The sequence below is a fragment of the Fusibacter sp. genome (assembly GCF_057447755.1).
Genome location: NZ_JBVBZF010000009.1, coordinates 1 through 17,012 on the forward strand (window position 1 = coordinate 1; position 17,012 = coordinate 17,012).

Genomic DNA, 17,012 nt, shown 5'->3' on the forward strand with positions numbered 1-17,012 from the left:
ATTTAGTTATTGAACTTCAAAATAAAATAACTGAATTAGAAAATAATCTTAATGATTCATTTAAGAATGGATTTATTTTAGGTTGGAATGATAGAGACTGTCTTGAAGATAATGACCTTGAACTAACCGCAGAAGAATCATGCTCTGAGTTTTTGTTTAAAACAATGGGAGATTATGAATGAACAAACTAGACCAAATTAAATACAACCTAGAGCATGGCTTGCCTATCGATAGCGAGGAAACGCTTAGCGCGATTAGGGAGCTTGAGCAAGATCGGGATGAGTTAATGGCACGTTTGAACGAATCGGAAGATGTAATGATGATGGTTGCTTCGGCAGACACGAAATTAATTGCCAATAAGATTGCTTCAGATTGGATTGACGAACAACCCACAGAAAGCCTGGCCGAAATACAGTCTAAAGCTATTTCTAATTTCTTCATCCAGTTTGAGAAGAAAACTTACTGGAATAAATCGGTAAATGACGTTATTAGAGAAGGCCATGAATATGCAAATAATCTACGCCAACAAGCAAAGGAACAACAATGATAACTCTATCACACGCTAACGATACTATTCCAGCACATAACGCTGCTGAATATATGGATAAGTCTGGTAAGTCAGCAAGACACAAAGCACGAGTGCTTGAAGTAATCACAAGACAACAAGGAGTTACGTGTGCTGAGATTGGTGAAGAAACTGGACTTGGGCATAGTGAGGCACAGCGGAGAGTATCAGACCTAAAAAATGACGGACTACTTCGATATGCAGGCCATAGAAAATGCACTGTTAAAGGAACAAAAATGAGCGCAGTGTATTTAACTAAACGCGGTGCTGATATTATGAACACAACATATAACGGATTTGCTAGGAATATGAAATGATTGATATTAGACGGGTCTTAACAATGGATAAAGACGACCGAGACAAAATTAAACAAGAACGACCAGAGCTAGCTGAAAGAGTTGCATTGCACTGGAATAATTCTCGCATTTGTTGCCAGTGCAAAAACTTCATGCAACTCGGAACGCAGAATGGAAAGTACAAAAACACCGGACTAAATGGAGCCTGTCACGTTTTATCAAGAAGTGGTTACGTAAAGCCAGAAGATAAAGCATGTGGTAAGTTTGAAAATAAATACGGTCATAAAAATATTTGATTAGCATTATCACCGTAAACCGATAAAATAAAACTGAATTAATTGGAGATAGAAAGATGAATACAGAAGAATTAAAACCATTATTTGAGACAGTAGAAGAATTTCAAATTGCAATGTTGGAAGGCCGTAAATTTAAAGATGGTGATGGTTATATTTATTATGCAAAGTCAGAAAAATATGGGCCAAGATGTTTTCGAGTCGATATCGGAGATGGAAAAAGTGTTGAGTTATATAAATTTCCAAACTTATCTTATTTAACCGAAATCATCGAACCCGCATCGTGGTATGAGAATATTCCTGAGAGTGGTTGGTTTTGCTGGGTATGGAATAGAATAGAAAAAAACCCAAAAGATTGTATATCATTAATTAACAAACGTGAAGATGGATTTTATTTTTCAACACGCGGCGGAATATTTGATTTTGCTGAACCACTCACACCAGAAGAAGCAATGAACCTGGTTTATCAAGCAGAATATTAAAACCTGCTAAGGAGCAAATAAAATGAGTTTAGAAACAGAAATCAAAAACCTAACTGCCGCAATCAATAATCTTTGTGAAGCCATGCCTACCGAAGTTACAATTGAGAAAGTCGGCGAGGCAACGGTAGTAGGAATTGAAAAATTTCAGACTATGGAGCAGGAGTATGAACAAAAAGTAAAAGACTTTTATGCTCAAGTAGGTATCAAGGAGTTAAAACCGAGTATTACGTCATCAGAACAAGAAGTTTAACCAAGAGCACATAAGACTTTAGAGGATTGAGAAATGAAACCAACAGCGGAGTTTAGAATCATAAACGAAATAACGCGAAATAACGCCGCTAATGCTGTTATGAAAGCACCGCGTGGTTACGTGGTTAAGATTCAAGAAGAAAGCCGTAGCGGTATGCAGAATCGAAAGCTGTGGCCGATGTTGCATGATATTTCTAAACAAGTCGTGTGGTATGGAAAGAAGTACAGTAAAGAAGATTGGAAAACAATCATCACCGCAAGCTTGCGAGGATATGAAACAGCGCCTGGTATTGATGGTGTAACAGTCGCACTTGGGCAGGAAACATCAAAGATGGGTAAAAAACAGTTTTCATTCTTGATTGAGTTTATCTATGCGTTCGGCGGACAGCACGGCGTTATTTGGAGTGAGAAATCGATTGATGCATTTGAGGATTACATAAAATGATAAACAAACAACAATACTTTAGAAGCAAAAAATTATTAAATCTTGCTAGAGAGTGTCCGCACTGCATGATGTGCAATAAATTTAATGACGGAACGATTGTGGCTGCACACTATCAAGGATATCGACAGCATGAATTGGGAAAAGGAACTGGAATTAAACCAACTGATTCAGCAACGGCTTTTTTATGTAGTGAGTGCCACGATCAGGTTGATGGAAGAGATAATCATTATGGGATGATGTCGCTAAACCCAATTGTTCCAAGCGAAGAATTTTTATTTGCTATCCTGAAAACGCATGATTGGTTACTTACAAACAACCATCTAAAGGTTGTGTGATGATTAAATTAACTCTGCCATATCCTCCGACTGTAAATACATTTTATCGCCATATTGTTATTAATGGAAAGCCAAGAACGCTTATTTCCAAAAGCGGGCGAAGATATGTTGGGGATGTAAAGTCTCAAGTATTGGTTCAGCATGCAAATAAGCTACTATACGGTAATGTTTCGGTTCATATTGATGTTTATGTGCCTGATGAAAGGAAGCGTGATCTAGACAATATACAGAAGGCGCTACTTGATTCCCTAACAAAGTCAGGCGTATGGATGGACGATAGCCAAATCATTGATCTTAGAATTGTGAAGCGAGGAAAGAAAAAAGGTGGAAGTGTTTCTGTCTCTATTTGCGAAATATCGTAAATAAATGATAGATAATAGAACAAAGTACTTGAAATTACATTTTTATCATGTATACTAGAATCGTAAATTAAATGGAGATAAGATATGAAAGTATTATTTTGTATTGATGATATAGAGTTTGACATAATGGATGCAGACGATGAAAGTAGAATGAGTGATATTTTAGAAGATGTTTTCGAAGATATTTTTTATAGTGATGATGAAGAGTAAGTAGATGTCAGCATCCAAAAAAGCAAAACAGTTAGGAGCAAAAAGTATTTCAAGCATTGCAAGACAAATTGGAAGACCAAGAAATTTGCTTGAAAATTGGTACAAGAGTTACCCAGAACTTTTTGAATCTGTAATTATTGGATGTGTTGAGATCAAGAAAAGAGAATTGGAGATAAAGGATGGAATGTAAATCATGTGATGGTTGTAAATATATTATGTTTCAAGACTCTGGATATTCGAACTATACGGTACTTAATACAGATGTTCATTGCTTATTAGATTTGAATGAAAATCTTCCGTCAGAAAGGCCTTATGATTGGAACCAGAGTAAAAACAACTGGAAATCAACAAATTGCTCAAGATGTGATAGATATTGCGAAGGAGATCAAATCCATTTAGATGTTGAAGGAGAAGAGAGTCCAGAAGATTGTACAGATGATGAAGAAACATTGTCTGCATTTAGAGAATATATGAAATGAATCCTAACTACTTCTACAACTTATACAAAAACCAAATATGGTACTCAGAGTTATCTATATTAGGAGTTGCGTCGATTGTGATGTTGATTTCTGGAATAGATTTTAAATCTGTACTAGACTGGCCTGAATGGATTGGTTATTTATTCATTCCATTTGGACTTTACTTAATGGCGAGCTTTCTACATGGGATTGTGGAACATGACGAAACTATTCAAGCTCAGATCAACCATGACCGAAAGCAAATGCAGAATTTTGATAAAAATCGTCGACGAGTTCCAGTGATTTACGAGTGAAGGTATAATCAAACCGTACGACTAATCATCAACGAAAGGAGGTGATTATTCTCCACGACTGCAAGTGGTTAAAGCGCAGATTAAATCCTGTAGTAAGGTCGCTAGGTTCATGACTAGCGTTAAATTATTTGCGGGTGGTCAACATGGTGTTGAAGCAGCCTTCCAAGCTGTCGCGAAAGCATAGCGAGTTCGATTCTCGTCTCCCGCTCCAAACATGGCAATGCATGAAGCCATTATCTCCAAGAAGATTGCTGACACTACGGAAAGACGTGTACGAAAGTTGCTAGTCGGTCATGAGAATCCACTACGTCACTGGATTGAAATTGCAATAACGTACCTAACCTGATCGGGTAAGTGTCAGGGCATATTAAAATCGGCATATTGACAAGCAAAAAGCAGCATACAATAGTCCATCAGACGGCGTGAAAGACAGCCTACTATTTTGTGCTTATATGTCGATTCTAATGTGTCGAATGCATAGGCTGATATGCGCCTGTCCAGTAGGTGTCGAGCGTCATTAGTAGGATCGTTGAAAAATACGTGCGTTGGAGAGGTTTGGCGCTTCTCCCGTAGCAACTTGGGTAATCGACTGCGTTCCAGCAAACAACATGCCAGAGATCAGCACTGGCAGACACATTCTAATTTAAGGAGATAACAAGTGATGGTTTATTATCCAGGGTTTGAAAAAGCAGATTTACTAAAAAAAGATAATGTCTATATAACAAATTCAAGTGAATCAGTTAGAGTTGGAAATAATGGACATTATATTGACATTGGTAAAGACGCGGTGAAGCAAGCTGAAATCCGAAGTGGATGGTCTCAAAAACAAATAGAAAAAGAATCAGCATGGAAACAATATCATGATGCAGTTAATCAGCTAATGAAACTTGGAGAGATATAACAATGCTTTTACTTTCAATTTACATGCTTATTCTTGGGCTAATAATCGCATTTGTTAAAGGTGCTAATGATCGCAATGAAGATTATGATGCTATTTAATGAAGGAAACTTAATTTAATTAACTTTTAATTGTCTTGTGATAAAATATAACCTGTGTTAATAATTTAACAAAAGGTTTTATCATGCCAAGCAAATCAGGAAAACAGCGTCGATACATGGCAGGGTGCTGCAAAAACCCAAAGTCTATGGGTAAGTGTCCTCCAAAATCTGTTTCATGCGAATACATGAATGCAGACAAATCAAGATCAAGTCCAAAACCAAAGCCAGCCAAAAAACAATCACAAAAACGAACTCAGAAAAGATCAGGTAAGAAATGACAAACTTTCACCATGAGCAAGACTACCGAGAATATTCACCCATGTGGTTGCGTGAGGTTTCCCGTGGTAATGTAAAGGGCGCAAAGCCATTTTATGCATTTGGTAAAAAAACCACGACAGCGGCGATAATTACAAACCAAGTGATATGGCCAAATGGAGCATGGTCTGCCCCATCATCGTCTGGAGAACAGATGAACGTTGTAAGTTCTTCAACGAATGATGTAGATGTTACGGGAACGGGAGCAAGAAAGATAAGGCTGATTTATCTTAATGCTGATTTAGAAGAAATGTTCGAAGATGTTAGCCTGAATGGAACTACAGATGTTCTTACTACAGCAACAGACATTCGGTTTATACAGTGTGCATTTGTAATTGAATATGGAAGCCTTAAGAATGCAGATGGAAATATAAGCATTTCTAACCTTGCCAAGACTGCAAACTACAGCTATATAGCTGCTGGCGAATTAAGATGTTCCTCTAGTGCTAGAATGGTTCCGGCTGGGAAAAGATTATTAATATTTGATGTTATTGGTTCGTCTACAAGTGGTACAGCAGCCGTAGGAACAAATATTCAGATTGCTTCATCCAAATTTGAAGGGGTTGATTATATAGCTGACAGTGTTTTGGTCCCAAGCGGAAATCTTGGATTTCAAGATAATTCATTTGGGCAAGGATTCGCAGTCCCATTTCCGGCAGATACGGGAACTGTAATTGCGCTTGTGGCTACTACCGATAAATCAAACATAGCCACCATATCAGGAAGTTGGTATGGGGTATTAGAAGATGTCAAGGCCGAGTAAAATGACGCATCCAGGAGGAAGACCACCAAAGTATGAGACGGCTGAAGAAATGCAGCGTGATATTGATCTGTATTTTGAAACGGATGCATGGGTTATTGTAGGTAAAGACGAAAATGGGGAAGACAAGAAAGAGTTTAGGCCAACAATGTCCGGCCTTGCGTTTGCAGTTGACATGTCTAGACAGTCCCTTGTTAATTATGGGAAAAAAGACCAGTTTTTTGACACTGTAAGAAAAGCACGCCAAAAAGTAGAGATTGCATTAGAGCTACAACTACATAATGGAGCAGTTGCTGGAACAATTTTTAACCTTAAGAATAATTTTGGCTGGAACGATAAGACTGAAACCCAACTTACCGGAGCCAATGGCGGCGCAATCCAAACAGATAATAAGTGGACAGTAGAGTTTGTGAATGCCTCACCTGAAAGTAAATAGAAAGCTAGAACCGTTTTTAACCAAGAATAAGCCGATTAAGGTCGCTATCGGTGGTCGTGGTTCAGGTAAGTCAATCGGTTTTGGTGATATTTTCACAATGAAGATGGAAACTGAGCAGGCAGATATTTATTGCTTGCGTGAGTTCCAAGATTCGATTAACGACTCAGTGCACAGGGTATTCAGTGATTCAGTAACCAAGCGCTTATGTTTGGATGGTTGGGATATACAAGAGAATAAAGTAATCGCACCTAATGGAGCAAGAACTGTTTATAAGGGCGCAAATAGAAACCCTGACTCAATGCAGTCAGCTCAAGGATATAAGTACAGTTGGTTTGAAGAGGCACATAGGGCAACAAAGACTTCTTTAGATAAGCTTCTTCCAACTATTCTGCGTAATCCAGGTGCAGAGTGTTGGTTTAGTGCGAACCCACAATCTAGTTCTGATCCATTTAGCCAACGCTTTATAGTTCCGTATTTAAAGGAACTGGAAGAGAATGGATATTACGAAGATGAGATTCATTTAATCGTAGTTGTTAACTGGCGTGATAATCCTTGGTGGAATGAAGAACAAGAGTTATTGCGAAAGTGGGACTACGACAATAGACCAAGAGCTGAATACGATTGGATATGGGAAGGTAAGTTTTACGATTCAGTCGATGATGCAATTGTTAAGCCAGAATGGTTTGATGCCTGTATTGATGCCCATGAGAAACTTGGATTTGAGCCAAGAGGAATTGAAGTTATAACTCATGACCCATCAGATGGCGGGGATGATGCTAAAGGTTTATCATACCGTCATGGAGTAGTATTTAAGGATGTTCAAGAAAGAACATTTGGAGATATTAATCAGGGTGCGGACTGGGCACTTGATTACGCTCAAGAAGTTAAACCCGATGCGTTTGTATGGGACGGTGATGGAATGGGCGCTGGATTAAGAAGACAGATTGATGAATCTATCGGACAAAAAAACATTACTATGTGTGAGTTTCATGGTGCTGCTACTCCTGACGACCCTGATGCACTCTATGCAGATGGGAAGAGTGAAGGACGTAAGAACAAGCAAACCTTTAAGAATAAGCGTGCACAGTATTGGTGGTTGTTGAGAGATAGGATTTATCGAACTTATTTAGCGGTTGTTAAAGGCACTTATATAGATCCTGATGAATTAATATCTTTCTCTTCTGATATAGAAAATTTACAGAAGTTGCGATCAGAAATTTGTCGTGTTCCAAGGAAGCATAATGGAACTGGACTAATTCAGATAATGAGTAAAAAGGAAATGGCTTCACTCAATATCGCATCTCCAAATATGGCGGATTCTGTGATGATGTCTTTCTCTGGTAAGAAAGAAAATATAATTGATATACCCGAAAGCACAAACGAATATTATGAAAGCGGATGGATGGGATAATGGATAGAGAAGAAGAGCTTAAAATCTTAGAAGAAGCCAAAGAACGTTATGAAAAAGGAGTTGGTTTTTGGAAAGAGGTTTTTGAGTCTTACGAGGATGATGTAAAATTCTATCATGGCGATCAGTGGCCCGATGGAGTTAAGAAGTCTAGAGAATTAGATAATAGACCATGTCTAACAATCAACCGATTACCCGCCTTTGTTAATCAGGTTGCATCAAATATTCGTGAGAACTCACCATCTATTCAGATTCACCCTGTTGATGATGTTTCTGATCCAGAAATTGCAGAAGTACTAGAGGGCTTGGTTCGACAGATTGAATACCAGTCTCAAGCAGACCAAGCTTATGACCAATCCGGAGAATCAATTTTAAAGGGTGGGCTTGGGCTTATCAGAATTCTTACGGACTATTCAGACGATTCCACCTTTTACCAAGACATTTTTATTAAACGTGAACTAGACCCGACGAAAATGGTTTGGGATCCGGCAGCCAAAGAATATGACAAATCAGATGCAAGATGGTGTTTTTACGAGGACTATCTAACAGATGAAGAGTTTGAAGAAACTTATCTTGGTGGCAAAGAGGAAAAAAACGAAAGCTTTGGTGTAGACTGGAAGTCTGACACTAAGGACGATGCATGGAATACCGAAGAGGGTATCCGAGTTGCTGAGTATTGGTGTAAAAAGCCGATCACAAAGATGCTTGCTTTATTGGATGACGGCTCGACATTTGATATTACTGACATTGAAGTTCAAGAAGATGGTGTAAATCAATTTATCATTGTAGATAACCAGCCAAGAGTGGTATTGAGAACACGTCAAGTAGAGTCTCATAAGATTGTTCGCTATCTATTGACTGGTGACAAGGTATTAGAGGGGCCACAAGATTGGGCTGGTAAATATTTTCCATTTGTTCCTGTTTATGGTCCTGAAGATTTGGTGAACGGCAAAGTTAAATATCGATCGTTGATTAAAGATGCAAAAGACCCACAGCGTCAGTATAACTATTGGCAGACCACAATTACCGAGAAGGTTGCGCTTACACCAAAAGCTCCGTGGTTACTTACTGCTAAGATGATGCGTGGTAGAGAGAGACAGTGGCAGAACGCTAATATTGGAAATTATTCTGCTTTAGTATGGGAGCCTGATCCAACCGTACCAGGATTAATGCCACAAAGACAAGAGCCAGCTTCTTTGCAGGTTGGTGAGGTTCAACAAGCACAACAAGCTATTGATGATATTAAGTCTACAATTGGTATGTATGATGCTTCTTTGGGCAATGCTGGAAATGAAACTTCTGGTCGAGCAATTATTCGCAGACAACAACAGGGAGATATGGCCGCATTCCCTTGGATAGACAACTTAACTCGTTCAATCTCTCAGGTAGGTAGGGTTATTATTGATTTAATCCCGAAGATTTATGATACAGAGCGTGTAGTTCGTATTCGTGGACGGGATGGTGAACAGAACATGGTTAAGATTAATCATACTGTTTACGATCCGACTACAGATACGACTACAACAGTAAATGATTTGAGTCTTGGTAAATATGATGTTGCAGTTTCAACTGGTCCGAGCTATAAAACGCAAAGACTTGAAGCGGCAGATAGCATGATTCAGTTTATGCAGGCAGTTCCACAAGCCGCACAGGTTTCAGGCGATTTGATTGCCAAAAATATGGACTGGCCGGGCGCAGAAGAGATTGCAGAGCGCTTGAAGAAAGCTCTTCCACCAGGTTTATTGTCTCCAGAGGAACAGCAAGAACTTGGTATTCAGCCGCCACCACCTGATCCAATGATGCAGTTACAGCTGCAAAAAGCACAACTAGAAGTAGCCGATAAGCAGTCAAATATGGGCAAGGATGCGCTCGACGCAGAAAAGAAAAGATTAGATATTTTAAGCCAGCAACTAGACTTGGCTGAAAAAACTGGACAAATGCAACAGGTAGTTGAGCAAACCGTTGTTGATGTGCTGCAAAAACTTGCTTTAAGTAATCAAAATATGTAATATAGTTATAAGTCTATTTTATGGATAGATTTATACTTATACCTACCGTTCGGTTAAGAGCGGGTGTTTTATCGCCAGGAGCGCCAAATGTCAGAAGAAGTAACTAATGAAGTCTCTGATTATGAGATGGAAAACGAAGCAGATCAGACTGTAAACGATTACGCCGCAGAGTCTGACGGCGAACAGACCGAATTTTCAGAAGGGGAGCCGGTCACCTCAAACGATGAAGACGGAGATGATTCATCCGCCGCACCCAAGAATGGAGTGCAAAAACGAATCGATGAGCTTACGCGACTACGCTATGAGGCGCAACGTGAGGCGGATTATTGGAAACAGCAAGCACAAACCTCTAAACCGGAACCTGTTGTCGAACAAGTAGATAAAGAGCCAGACCTTGAAGACTACGATGATTACGAACAGTACATCAAGGACTTATCTAAATATACTGTGAGACAAGAGAGAAAGGCTGCGGAGGAGAGTAATAAAAGTTCTGCAACACAGCAGTCTTTTGCTAAAGCTGTTGAAGATTTCCGCAGTAAGAATCCAGATTATGACATTGTGGTTAATAACCCATCGTTACCAATTTCTAAAGATATGGCGGAAGTCATCATGCTTTCAGAGGTTGGTCCACAGCTTGCCTATCACCTAGGGAAGAATCCAGGTGAAGCGGCTAGGATTTCTGGATTGTCACCAATAGCAGCAGCACGTGAGCTTGGCAAGATGGAGGCAAAGCTTTCACTACCACAAACTAAAAAGACGCCAAGTGCGCCAGACCCCGTTAAGCCAGTTCCAAAAGGTTCTGGTGGGGCTGTAAAAAGTCCAGATGATATGAGTCCGGAAGAATACAGAGAGTGGCGCTGGCAACGTATTAATAATCGTTAAGAGGTGATTTAAAAATGGCAAATACAATTCTCACGCCAACCATGATCACGAAAGAGGCGCTTGCGGTATTGCACCAAAAGCTAAACTTTATCGGATCAATCAATCGTCAGTATGATGACCGCTTTGCACAGAGTGGAGCGAAAATCGGTGACACTTTACAAATCCGTAAGCCAGTAAAGTATGAAGTACGTACTGGTAAGACAATCAACGTCCAAGATTCTACTGAATCCTACGCAGACCTAACTGTTGCGACACAGAAAGGTGTGGATATGGAGTTCAGTTCTAAAGAATTGACAATGGACATCAACGACTTTTCGGCTCAGTTTATTGATCCGGCTATGTCAGTCTTGGCAGCGAACATCGAAGCAGATGCGTTTAACATGTATAAAGACATTTATACCACTGTTGATGGCTCTGGTTCAGCGATGACATTTGCTAACATTCTAAATGGCCGCAAAAAGTTAACTGACAACTTGGCTCCATCAAGCCCTCGTGCTTTACAGCTTGATACACAGTCAAACGTCGACGTTGTAGATTCATTGAAAGGTCTATTCCAGGACAGCAACACTATTGCTAAACAGTACCGTGAAGGTATGGTTGGTCGTACTGCTGGATTTGGTGAGATTTACGAGAATACTCTTCTTCCCCGTCACACTGTTGGTTCACAAGATGGTGCTTATACTGTAAACGGTGCTTCACAGACTGGTTCAACGCTTACTGTACAGGCCGGTACTGGTACGATGCTTAAGGGTGATGTATTCACTTTAGCCGGAGTTTATCGCGTCCATCCAGAAACCAAGACAAATACTGGTGTATTGCAGCAGTTTGTTGTAACGGCAGATTATGCTGGTGGCGCTGGTGACATTTCGATTTCCCCTGCTATCACAACTTCCGGAGCCTTCCAGAATGTTAGTGCATCTCCTGCAAGTGGTGCTGCTTTGACGTTTGTTGGTACTGCTTCAACAGCACACAACGTTAACTTGGCTTATCATCGTGATGCATTTACGTTCGCAACTGCTGACTTGATTATGCCTCGTGGTGTAGACTTTGCAGCGCGTGAAGTTATGGATGGAATCTCAATGCGTATTGTTCGCCAATATGACATCAACAACGATAACATGCCTTGTCGTATCGATGTTCTTTATGGCTATAAGACAATTCGTGAAGAGCTTGCTGCTCGAATTGCAGCGAACTAAGGAGTAGGATATGAGCGTTGGTATTCCAATGGGGAATGTTAAAGCGTTTGGCGTATTGACTATTGCAGTTGATCACGCCTCATGTGCAGCAAATACCTCAATCGAAACCGATGTTAGCGTCCCTGGCTTGAAGACTGGTGATTTTGTCGCTGTTAACAAGCCAACTCTTAGTGCCGGTCTTGGTGTTGCAAATGCTAGAGTAAAAAGTGACGGAACACTTTCTATTCAAGTAATCAATACCACGGCTGGCGCAATTGACGCGGCATCAGAAACTTACACAGTGCTTTGGGCTCGTCCCGAAGGTTCAATATCAGTAGTGAAGGAGTAATAACATGGCTGTAAGATACTTAGGAACTAACAGTCCAGACGGCACTTGTCTAGGACTTTCATCTACGGAGAAGGTCGGCTTTTTCGGCACTACTCCAGTTGTTCAACCATCTGCGCTAACGGCACAAGATACAACTATTACACATACTGCACCGGGGACTCCGGATTATGCAATTCAGAACCTAACAACTACGACGCCTTATGGTTTTGTAACGGCTGATGAGGGTAACACGGTTCTACAGGTAATTGCCAATCTGCAAACTCGTATGGCAGAGCTTGAAGTAATTGTTGAGTCTTTAGGACTGGCTGCAAGTAACTGATCTTATAACGGGCGGGAAACCGCCCACTAGTGAAAGGTGATTTATGGGATTTCCTATTTGGATGTATCACCAAACTCAAGATTCTAAAATCTTTGATAGTGAAGAAGTCGAAGATTTAAAAAAAGAAGGATGGCGCGAACATTGGAAAGAGTTCGAAAATAATTCCAGTCATGATAAAGCGCAAAAAAAGATTGGAGAGGCAGAAGAAGCCAATTCCGAAATCTTATCTATTCTTAAAAAAATGACTCGCGATGAATTATGTGAGTACGCTCGAGAAAGTTTCAATGTAAAACTCGATAAGCGTAAATCTCAAAAGAAACTAATGAGTGAAGTTAAGGATTTGGTGGATGGCAACTGCACTTGATATTATTAAAAGATCTCTTAGGTTAATAGGGGCAATACCAAGTGGCGAAACCGCAACATCAAATGAAACTGATGATGCTCTTCAGGCGTTACAGCAATTAATTGACTCATGGTCATCTGATGGTATTGCAGTTCCTTATGTCACTACTGAATCATTTCCACTGGTAAGTGGACAAAGCGTCTATACCTACGGACCTGGAGGTGACTTTGATTCAACTCGTCCTATTGATATTCTTTCAGCTTACATAAGAAACTCTAACAATTCGGACTTCCAGATTACTTTAGTATCAAGGCGATACTATAACAACTTAATTCGGAAAGGAGTTTCGTCAGTACCAAGAACGCTTTGGTATAACGATGAATACCCACTTGGAAAGGTCCACATCGACTACTCACCAAGTCAACCATATACTCTTTATATGGATACCATTAAACCACTTACAACACCTAGTGCATTAACGACAAGCATTGTATTTCCGCCAGGATGGGATCGAGCCCTTGCATTTAACTTGGCAGTAGAGATGGCGCCGGAATATGAGCGTTCTGCACCAGCAGAAGTAGTGTCTGTTGCGGTGGCCGCTAAAAACTCAATTGATCGCCGTGGAATTGAGCCTGAAACTATGGCTATCGAGCAGGGCGCAACCCACATTTACAATATTTACACAGACTGATGAGTATTACTATTCCATTTGCTCGCCACTCATATCAAACAGCATCCAAGCCTGTTTCGTCTCAACGTTGCTTAAATTTATATGCAGAGTTAAATCCGGACGATACAAAATCAAAAATTGTTTTGTACGGCACACCTGGCCTAAGAAAATTATTAACACTGCCAACCTCTCCTATTTATGGTTTACACACCATGAATGGAGTCTTATATGCGGTTACTTCAACAAAACTGTATTCAATTGATTCATACTGGGTTGCAACAGAATTGGGCAGCGTAACTATATCCGGAAATTGCTCTATGTCAGATAATGGAACACAGGTTGTATTTGTCGATGGTGCAAAAGGATATGTTTGGGATGGAACAACTTTAACTGACCTATCAACAGTTGGAAATTGGTATCCATCAGATACGGTTACATTTCAAGACCAATATAGCATTTTCAATAGAAAAGGTACTGGTCAGTTCTTTATTTCTGGATTGGGTGATGCAACGTCTTATGATGCACTTGATTTTGCAACTGCAGAGGGCGCACCTGATAATTTAGTTGCTGATATTTCAGACCATAGACAGCTTTATTTATTTGGCGAAAGGTCTATTGAGGTATGGCAGAATACCGGGGCATCTGCGTTTCCGTTTCAAAGGGTATCGGGTGCTTTTATTGAGCGAGGATGCGCTGCTTCCCTATCAGTATCAAAGCTTGAGGGAACTATATTCTGGCTTGCTGATGATTTAACGGTAAGAATGCTTAGTGGATATACACCACAGAAAATTTCCACCCATGCAATTGAATATGCCATAGAGCAGTATTCGACCGTATCTGATGCATTTGCTTATACTTATACCGAACGAGGGCATGGATTCTATGTTTTGACATTCCCAACAGAGAGTAAAACATGGGTGTATGACGTTACCAATGGAATGTGGCATGAGCGCTCATATTTCTTATTAGGAACAAATTATAGACATCGTTCTAACTGCCATACAGTAGCTTATGATACAGAAGTGGTTGGGGACTATCAGAACGGAAAGATTTATGCCCTAGATAACGAATATTATTCAGATGATGGTGATCCAATCCAAAGAATAGCGATAAGCTCTGAAATAAACTCTGATCGAAATCCTATGTTTATGTCTGAATTAGAGATTGAATTTGAATCAGGGGTTGGTTTAACAGCTGGACAGGGAAGTGATCCACAGGCAATGCTTAGATGGTCTGACGATGGCGGAAGAACGTGGTCGAATGAGCATTGGGTAGATATTGGCCTAAAAGGAAAATACAAAAATCGTGCCAGATGGAGAAGACTCGGAAGATTTTTAAACAGAGCTTATGAGTTGACCATTACTGATCCTATTAGAGTAGTAATTATTGCAGCTTATGCGGAGATTTTCCGTGGCAGATAGTTTACGTATTAATGAACAATTACTATTGGAAATGGGAATCGATCTTCCAACAGTACATGCCCTAAGAGCATTGCAGGATAGCCAACAAGGTTCTGCCGCAAGTAACACTGACTTTCAAGCCGCTATTATGTCTTCACTTGTCGGAGACCCAAAACAAAATGATTCTGCAATAAATTTAATTTATACACTTATTAGTATTGTTGATGCACAAAATGGTAAAATAAACACAGTTCAACGAGAATTGCAAATACTAAAGCAAAAAATAGACATTCATACAAATAACAAAGAGATTAAACAGCTCCAAAGAGATGTGGAGGCGTTAAAGGGATTATTTGCAGAATCTGAAAATCTAAGCAAGATAAAACAGAAGTTAAGTAATTTAGAGGCATTGGCATCATGGCAGTAACCACAATTAAGCACCCATTCGACCCGAACCAGGTTGATAATGTCGCAGTTGAAACTTTATTTACTGCAAACTCAGCTACTGGCGCCGTAACAAAAGGACGGGTTAAATTTGCAAATACTACTGCTGGTGCCGTAACAATCAGTTGTTATGCGGTTCCGAGCGGGGGTACGGCAGGAGACACAAATGCAATTGCTAAAACATACTCTGTGCCGGCCAATGACTATGTAGAGTTTGATTACTCGTTAGGAGCGGGTGGATTTTTACAAGCACAGGCTGGTGCAGCGACATCAATTACCGCGTCATCAGTAATGTCGATTGAATATTTGCCATGATTGTAGAGACAAAAGATACTGAATTAATTAAGAGTATAGTTACTCATGATCGTGTTTATGATTTGGTATCTGATGATGGATCTCCTAAGAAAGAGGATTACATTCCAATAATTGGCGACGGGATTTATTGGCTTTCTATTGTTGATGATAATGAAATAATAGGTGCTTATTTATTACATATGGTTAATGCAATAACATATGAAATACATACTTGTTTACTTCCATCGGCTTATGGCAAGAAAGCAAGAGATGCGGCAAAAGACGTTTTAAATTGGATGGTAGAAAATACAAATTGCGAAAAGATTATTACGCACGTTCCCGAATTTAATAGATTGGCCTTAAGATATGCAAAAAAGGCTGGATTAATGGAAGAAGGAATTATTAGAAAATCATTTAAAAAGAACGGTAAAGTTTACGATCAAGTATTACTTGGTATAACGAGGGAAGAGATATGCCAGCAGCAGTACCAGGCCTAATTGCAGGTGGGGCGGCAATAATAGGCTCCAAGATGCAATCTGATGCAGCGGAAAGTGCAGCACGCAAGCAGGCCAGTGCAGCAAAAGAAGCTAGTAATGTGCAACAACAAATGTTCGAAACTCAGAGACAGGACTATGCTCCATATCGTGAAGTTGGACAGAATGCTTTGGCACAGCTTGCTAGCCAATATGGTATTTCAGCACCAACAGTTGGTGGTTATGAGACAACCGGAATGGCTGGGTTTCAAGAATCCCCTGGATATCAGTTTGCTCTAGGTCAGGGTATTAATGCTCTTGATCGTTCTGCTGCAGCTCGTGGTGGTCTCTATAGTGGTGCGCAGGGAAAGGCATTGCAAGAATATGGTCAAGGACTGGCAAACCAGGAATATGGAAATTATTTGAATAGACTAGCGTCTATGGCTGGTATAGGACAATCAGCAACAGGCTCCACAGCACAGCTTGGAGCAAGTACAGCATCCAATGTTGGAAATGCTTTAATGCAGCAAGGAGCTGCACAATCTGCAGGTGTTCTTGGTCAGCAAAATGCAATCTCTCAAGGAATTGGAAATCTATCTCAGATTTACGGCCAGTATCAGGGAGGTATGTATAACCAGCCACAAAATTGGATGCAGCAAAATCCGCAAACATGGGGAACTACAGCAGGTTCTCAGCAATCTAATATGTTAGCAGCTCAATGGTGATT

Annotated in this window: 30 protein-coding genes and 1 tRNA gene; 30 read left to right on the forward strand and 1 reads right to left on the reverse strand. The window is 40.1% G+C overall.

What is annotated here, in order from left to right:
- The 15 genes from AC220I_RS04415 to AC220I_RS04485 all read left to right on the forward strand — a co-directional run.
- A partial coding sequence (locus AC220I_RS04415) for a hypothetical protein (RefSeq protein WP_486722615.1) occupies positions 1-182 on the forward strand: 182 nt, incomplete at its 5' end.
- Entirely contained in the window at positions 179-547 is a 369-nt protein-coding gene (locus tag AC220I_RS04420) for a hypothetical protein (RefSeq protein WP_486722616.1), read from the forward strand. The genes AC220I_RS04415 and AC220I_RS04420, both read left to right, overlap by 4 nt.
- Positions 544-882, forward strand: coding sequence for a MarR family transcriptional regulator (locus AC220I_RS04425; protein WP_486722617.1), 339 nt, complete (start codon positions 544-546; stop codon positions 880-882). Before AC220I_RS04420 ends, AC220I_RS04425 begins: the two co-directional genes overlap by 4 nt.
- Positions 879-1,157, forward strand: coding sequence for a hypothetical protein (locus AC220I_RS04430; RefSeq protein ID WP_486722618.1), 279 nt, complete (start codon positions 879-881; stop codon positions 1,155-1,157). Before AC220I_RS04425 ends, AC220I_RS04430 begins: the two co-directional genes overlap by 4 nt.
- Before the next feature lie 56 nt (positions 1,158-1,213).
- Positions 1,214-1,636: a hypothetical protein gene (locus AC220I_RS04435; protein ID WP_486722619.1), complete on the forward strand. Its 423-nt coding sequence runs from the start codon at positions 1,214-1,216 to the stop codon at positions 1,634-1,636.
- A gap of 22 nt (positions 1,637-1,658) precedes the next feature.
- Complete coding sequence (locus AC220I_RS04440) at positions 1,659-1,886, forward strand: hypothetical protein (protein WP_486722620.1); 228 nt, start codon at positions 1,659-1,661, stop codon at positions 1,884-1,886.
- Between the two features lie 33 nt (positions 1,887-1,919).
- Positions 1,920-2,330, forward strand: coding sequence for a recombination protein NinB (locus tag AC220I_RS04445; RefSeq protein ID WP_486722621.1), 411 nt, complete (start codon positions 1,920-1,922; stop codon positions 2,328-2,330).
- Positions 2,327-2,665 carry a nuclease domain-containing protein gene (locus AC220I_RS04450; protein WP_486722622.1) on the forward strand — a complete coding sequence of 113 codons (339 nt, stop codon included), beginning with the start codon at positions 2,327-2,329 and terminating at the stop codon, positions 2,663-2,665. Before AC220I_RS04445 ends, AC220I_RS04450 begins: the two co-directional genes overlap by 4 nt.
- Positions 2,665-3,027: a RusA family crossover junction endodeoxyribonuclease gene (locus tag AC220I_RS04455; protein WP_486722623.1), complete on the forward strand. Its 363-nt coding sequence runs from the start codon at positions 2,665-2,667 to the stop codon at positions 3,025-3,027. Before AC220I_RS04450 ends, AC220I_RS04455 begins: the two co-directional genes overlap by 1 nt.
- An 84-nt stretch (positions 3,028-3,111) precedes the next feature.
- Complete coding sequence (locus AC220I_RS04460; RefSeq protein WP_486722624.1) at positions 3,112-3,237, forward strand: hypothetical protein; 126 nt, start codon at positions 3,112-3,114, stop codon at positions 3,235-3,237.
- Between the two features lie 4 nt (positions 3,238-3,241).
- Entirely contained in the window at positions 3,242-3,427 is a 186-nt protein-coding gene (locus AC220I_RS04465) for a hypothetical protein (protein WP_486722625.1), read from the forward strand.
- Positions 3,417-3,716 (forward strand): hypothetical protein, encoded by a 300-nt coding sequence (locus AC220I_RS04470; RefSeq protein WP_486722626.1) that lies wholly within the window; start codon positions 3,417-3,419, stop codon positions 3,714-3,716. Before AC220I_RS04465 ends, AC220I_RS04470 begins: the two co-directional genes overlap by 11 nt.
- Positions 3,713-4,009: a hypothetical protein gene (locus AC220I_RS04475; protein WP_486722627.1), complete on the forward strand. Its 297-nt coding sequence runs from the start codon at positions 3,713-3,715 to the stop codon at positions 4,007-4,009. The genes AC220I_RS04470 and AC220I_RS04475 overlap by 4 nt, the downstream gene beginning before the upstream one ends.
- Before the next feature lie 130 nt (positions 4,010-4,139).
- A tRNA-Gly gene (locus AC220I_RS04480) sits at positions 4,140-4,220 on the forward strand.
- Positions 4,221-4,667: 447 nt separating this feature from the next.
- On the forward strand, positions 4,668-4,910 hold the full coding sequence (locus AC220I_RS04485; RefSeq protein ID WP_486722628.1) for a hypothetical protein: 243 nt from the start codon (positions 4,668-4,670) through the stop codon (positions 4,908-4,910).
- 117 nt (positions 4,911-5,027) lie between these two features.
- On the opposite strand, the gene AC220I_RS04490 is transcribed toward AC220I_RS04485, so the two are convergent.
- Positions 5,028-5,240 carry a hypothetical protein gene (locus AC220I_RS04490; protein WP_486722629.1) on the reverse strand — a complete coding sequence of 71 codons (213 nt, stop codon included), beginning with the start codon at positions 5,238-5,240 and terminating at the stop codon, positions 5,028-5,030.
- 237 nt (positions 5,241-5,477) lie between these two features.
- Here AC220I_RS04490 and AC220I_RS04495 point away from each other — a divergent pair, with 237 nt between their 5' ends.
- The 15 genes from AC220I_RS04495 to AC220I_RS04565 all read left to right on the forward strand — a co-directional run bounded on the left by AC220I_RS04495 (position 5,478) and on the right by AC220I_RS04565 (position 17,010).
- A complete protein-coding gene (locus AC220I_RS04495) occupies positions 5,478-6,086 on the forward strand; it encodes a hypothetical protein (protein WP_486722630.1) in 609 nt (202 codons plus the stop codon).
- 1 nt (position 6,087) lies between these two features.
- A complete protein-coding gene (locus tag AC220I_RS04500; protein ID WP_486722631.1) occupies positions 6,088-6,519 on the forward strand; it encodes a terminase small subunit in 432 nt (143 codons plus the stop codon).
- The gene (locus AC220I_RS04505; RefSeq protein ID WP_486722632.1) at positions 6,497-7,930 is read left to right on the forward strand and encodes a PBSX family phage terminase large subunit; all 1,434 of its coding nucleotides are present in this window, start codon (positions 6,497-6,499) and stop codon (positions 7,928-7,930) included. The genes AC220I_RS04500 and AC220I_RS04505 overlap by 23 nt, the downstream gene beginning before the upstream one ends.
- Positions 7,930-9,936: a portal protein gene (locus tag AC220I_RS04510; protein ID WP_486722633.1), complete on the forward strand. Its 2,007-nt coding sequence runs from the start codon at positions 7,930-7,932 to the stop codon at positions 9,934-9,936. The genes AC220I_RS04505 and AC220I_RS04510 overlap by 1 nt, the downstream gene beginning before the upstream one ends.
- Before the next feature lie 87 nt (positions 9,937-10,023).
- Positions 10,024-10,818, forward strand: coding sequence for a hypothetical protein (locus AC220I_RS04515; RefSeq protein WP_486722634.1), 795 nt, complete (start codon positions 10,024-10,026; stop codon positions 10,816-10,818).
- Between the two features lie 14 nt (positions 10,819-10,832).
- Positions 10,833-12,014 (forward strand): P22 phage major capsid protein family protein, encoded by a 1,182-nt coding sequence (locus AC220I_RS04520; RefSeq protein WP_486722635.1) that lies wholly within the window; start codon positions 10,833-10,835, stop codon positions 12,012-12,014.
- 10 nt (positions 12,015-12,024) lie between these two features.
- On the forward strand, positions 12,025-12,342 hold the full coding sequence (locus AC220I_RS04525; protein ID WP_486722636.1) for a hypothetical protein: 318 nt from the start codon (positions 12,025-12,027) through the stop codon (positions 12,340-12,342).
- A gap of 4 nt (positions 12,343-12,346) precedes the next feature.
- Positions 12,347-12,661 (forward strand): hypothetical protein, encoded by a 315-nt coding sequence (locus AC220I_RS04530; protein ID WP_486722637.1) that lies wholly within the window; start codon positions 12,347-12,349, stop codon positions 12,659-12,661.
- Between the two features lie 43 nt (positions 12,662-12,704).
- Positions 12,705-13,025 (forward strand): hypothetical protein, encoded by a 321-nt coding sequence (locus AC220I_RS04535; protein WP_486722638.1) that lies wholly within the window; start codon positions 12,705-12,707, stop codon positions 13,023-13,025.
- On the forward strand, positions 13,009-13,695 hold the full coding sequence (locus tag AC220I_RS04540) for a hypothetical protein (RefSeq protein ID WP_486722639.1): 687 nt from the start codon (positions 13,009-13,011) through the stop codon (positions 13,693-13,695). The genes AC220I_RS04535 and AC220I_RS04540 overlap by 17 nt, the downstream gene beginning before the upstream one ends.
- Complete coding sequence (locus AC220I_RS04545) at positions 13,695-15,095, forward strand: hypothetical protein (protein ID WP_486722640.1); 1,401 nt, start codon at positions 13,695-13,697, stop codon at positions 15,093-15,095. The genes AC220I_RS04540 and AC220I_RS04545 overlap by 1 nt, the downstream gene beginning before the upstream one ends.
- Entirely contained in the window at positions 15,085-15,501 is a 417-nt protein-coding gene (locus AC220I_RS04550; protein ID WP_486722641.1) for a hypothetical protein, read from the forward strand. The genes AC220I_RS04545 and AC220I_RS04550 overlap by 11 nt, the downstream gene beginning before the upstream one ends.
- Positions 15,492-15,833 carry a hypothetical protein gene (locus AC220I_RS04555; protein WP_486722642.1) on the forward strand — a complete coding sequence of 114 codons (342 nt, stop codon included), beginning with the start codon at positions 15,492-15,494 and terminating at the stop codon, positions 15,831-15,833. The genes AC220I_RS04550 and AC220I_RS04555 overlap by 10 nt, the downstream gene beginning before the upstream one ends.
- Positions 15,830-16,309 carry a GNAT family N-acetyltransferase gene (locus tag AC220I_RS04560; protein WP_486722643.1) on the forward strand — a complete coding sequence of 160 codons (480 nt, stop codon included), beginning with the start codon at positions 15,830-15,832 and terminating at the stop codon, positions 16,307-16,309. The genes AC220I_RS04555 and AC220I_RS04560 overlap by 4 nt, the downstream gene beginning before the upstream one ends.
- On the forward strand, positions 16,285-17,010 hold the full coding sequence (locus AC220I_RS04565; protein WP_486722644.1) for a hypothetical protein: 726 nt from the start codon (positions 16,285-16,287) through the stop codon (positions 17,008-17,010). The genes AC220I_RS04560 and AC220I_RS04565 overlap by 25 nt, the downstream gene beginning before the upstream one ends.
- The last annotated feature ends 2 nt before the right edge of the window (positions 17,011-17,012 follow it).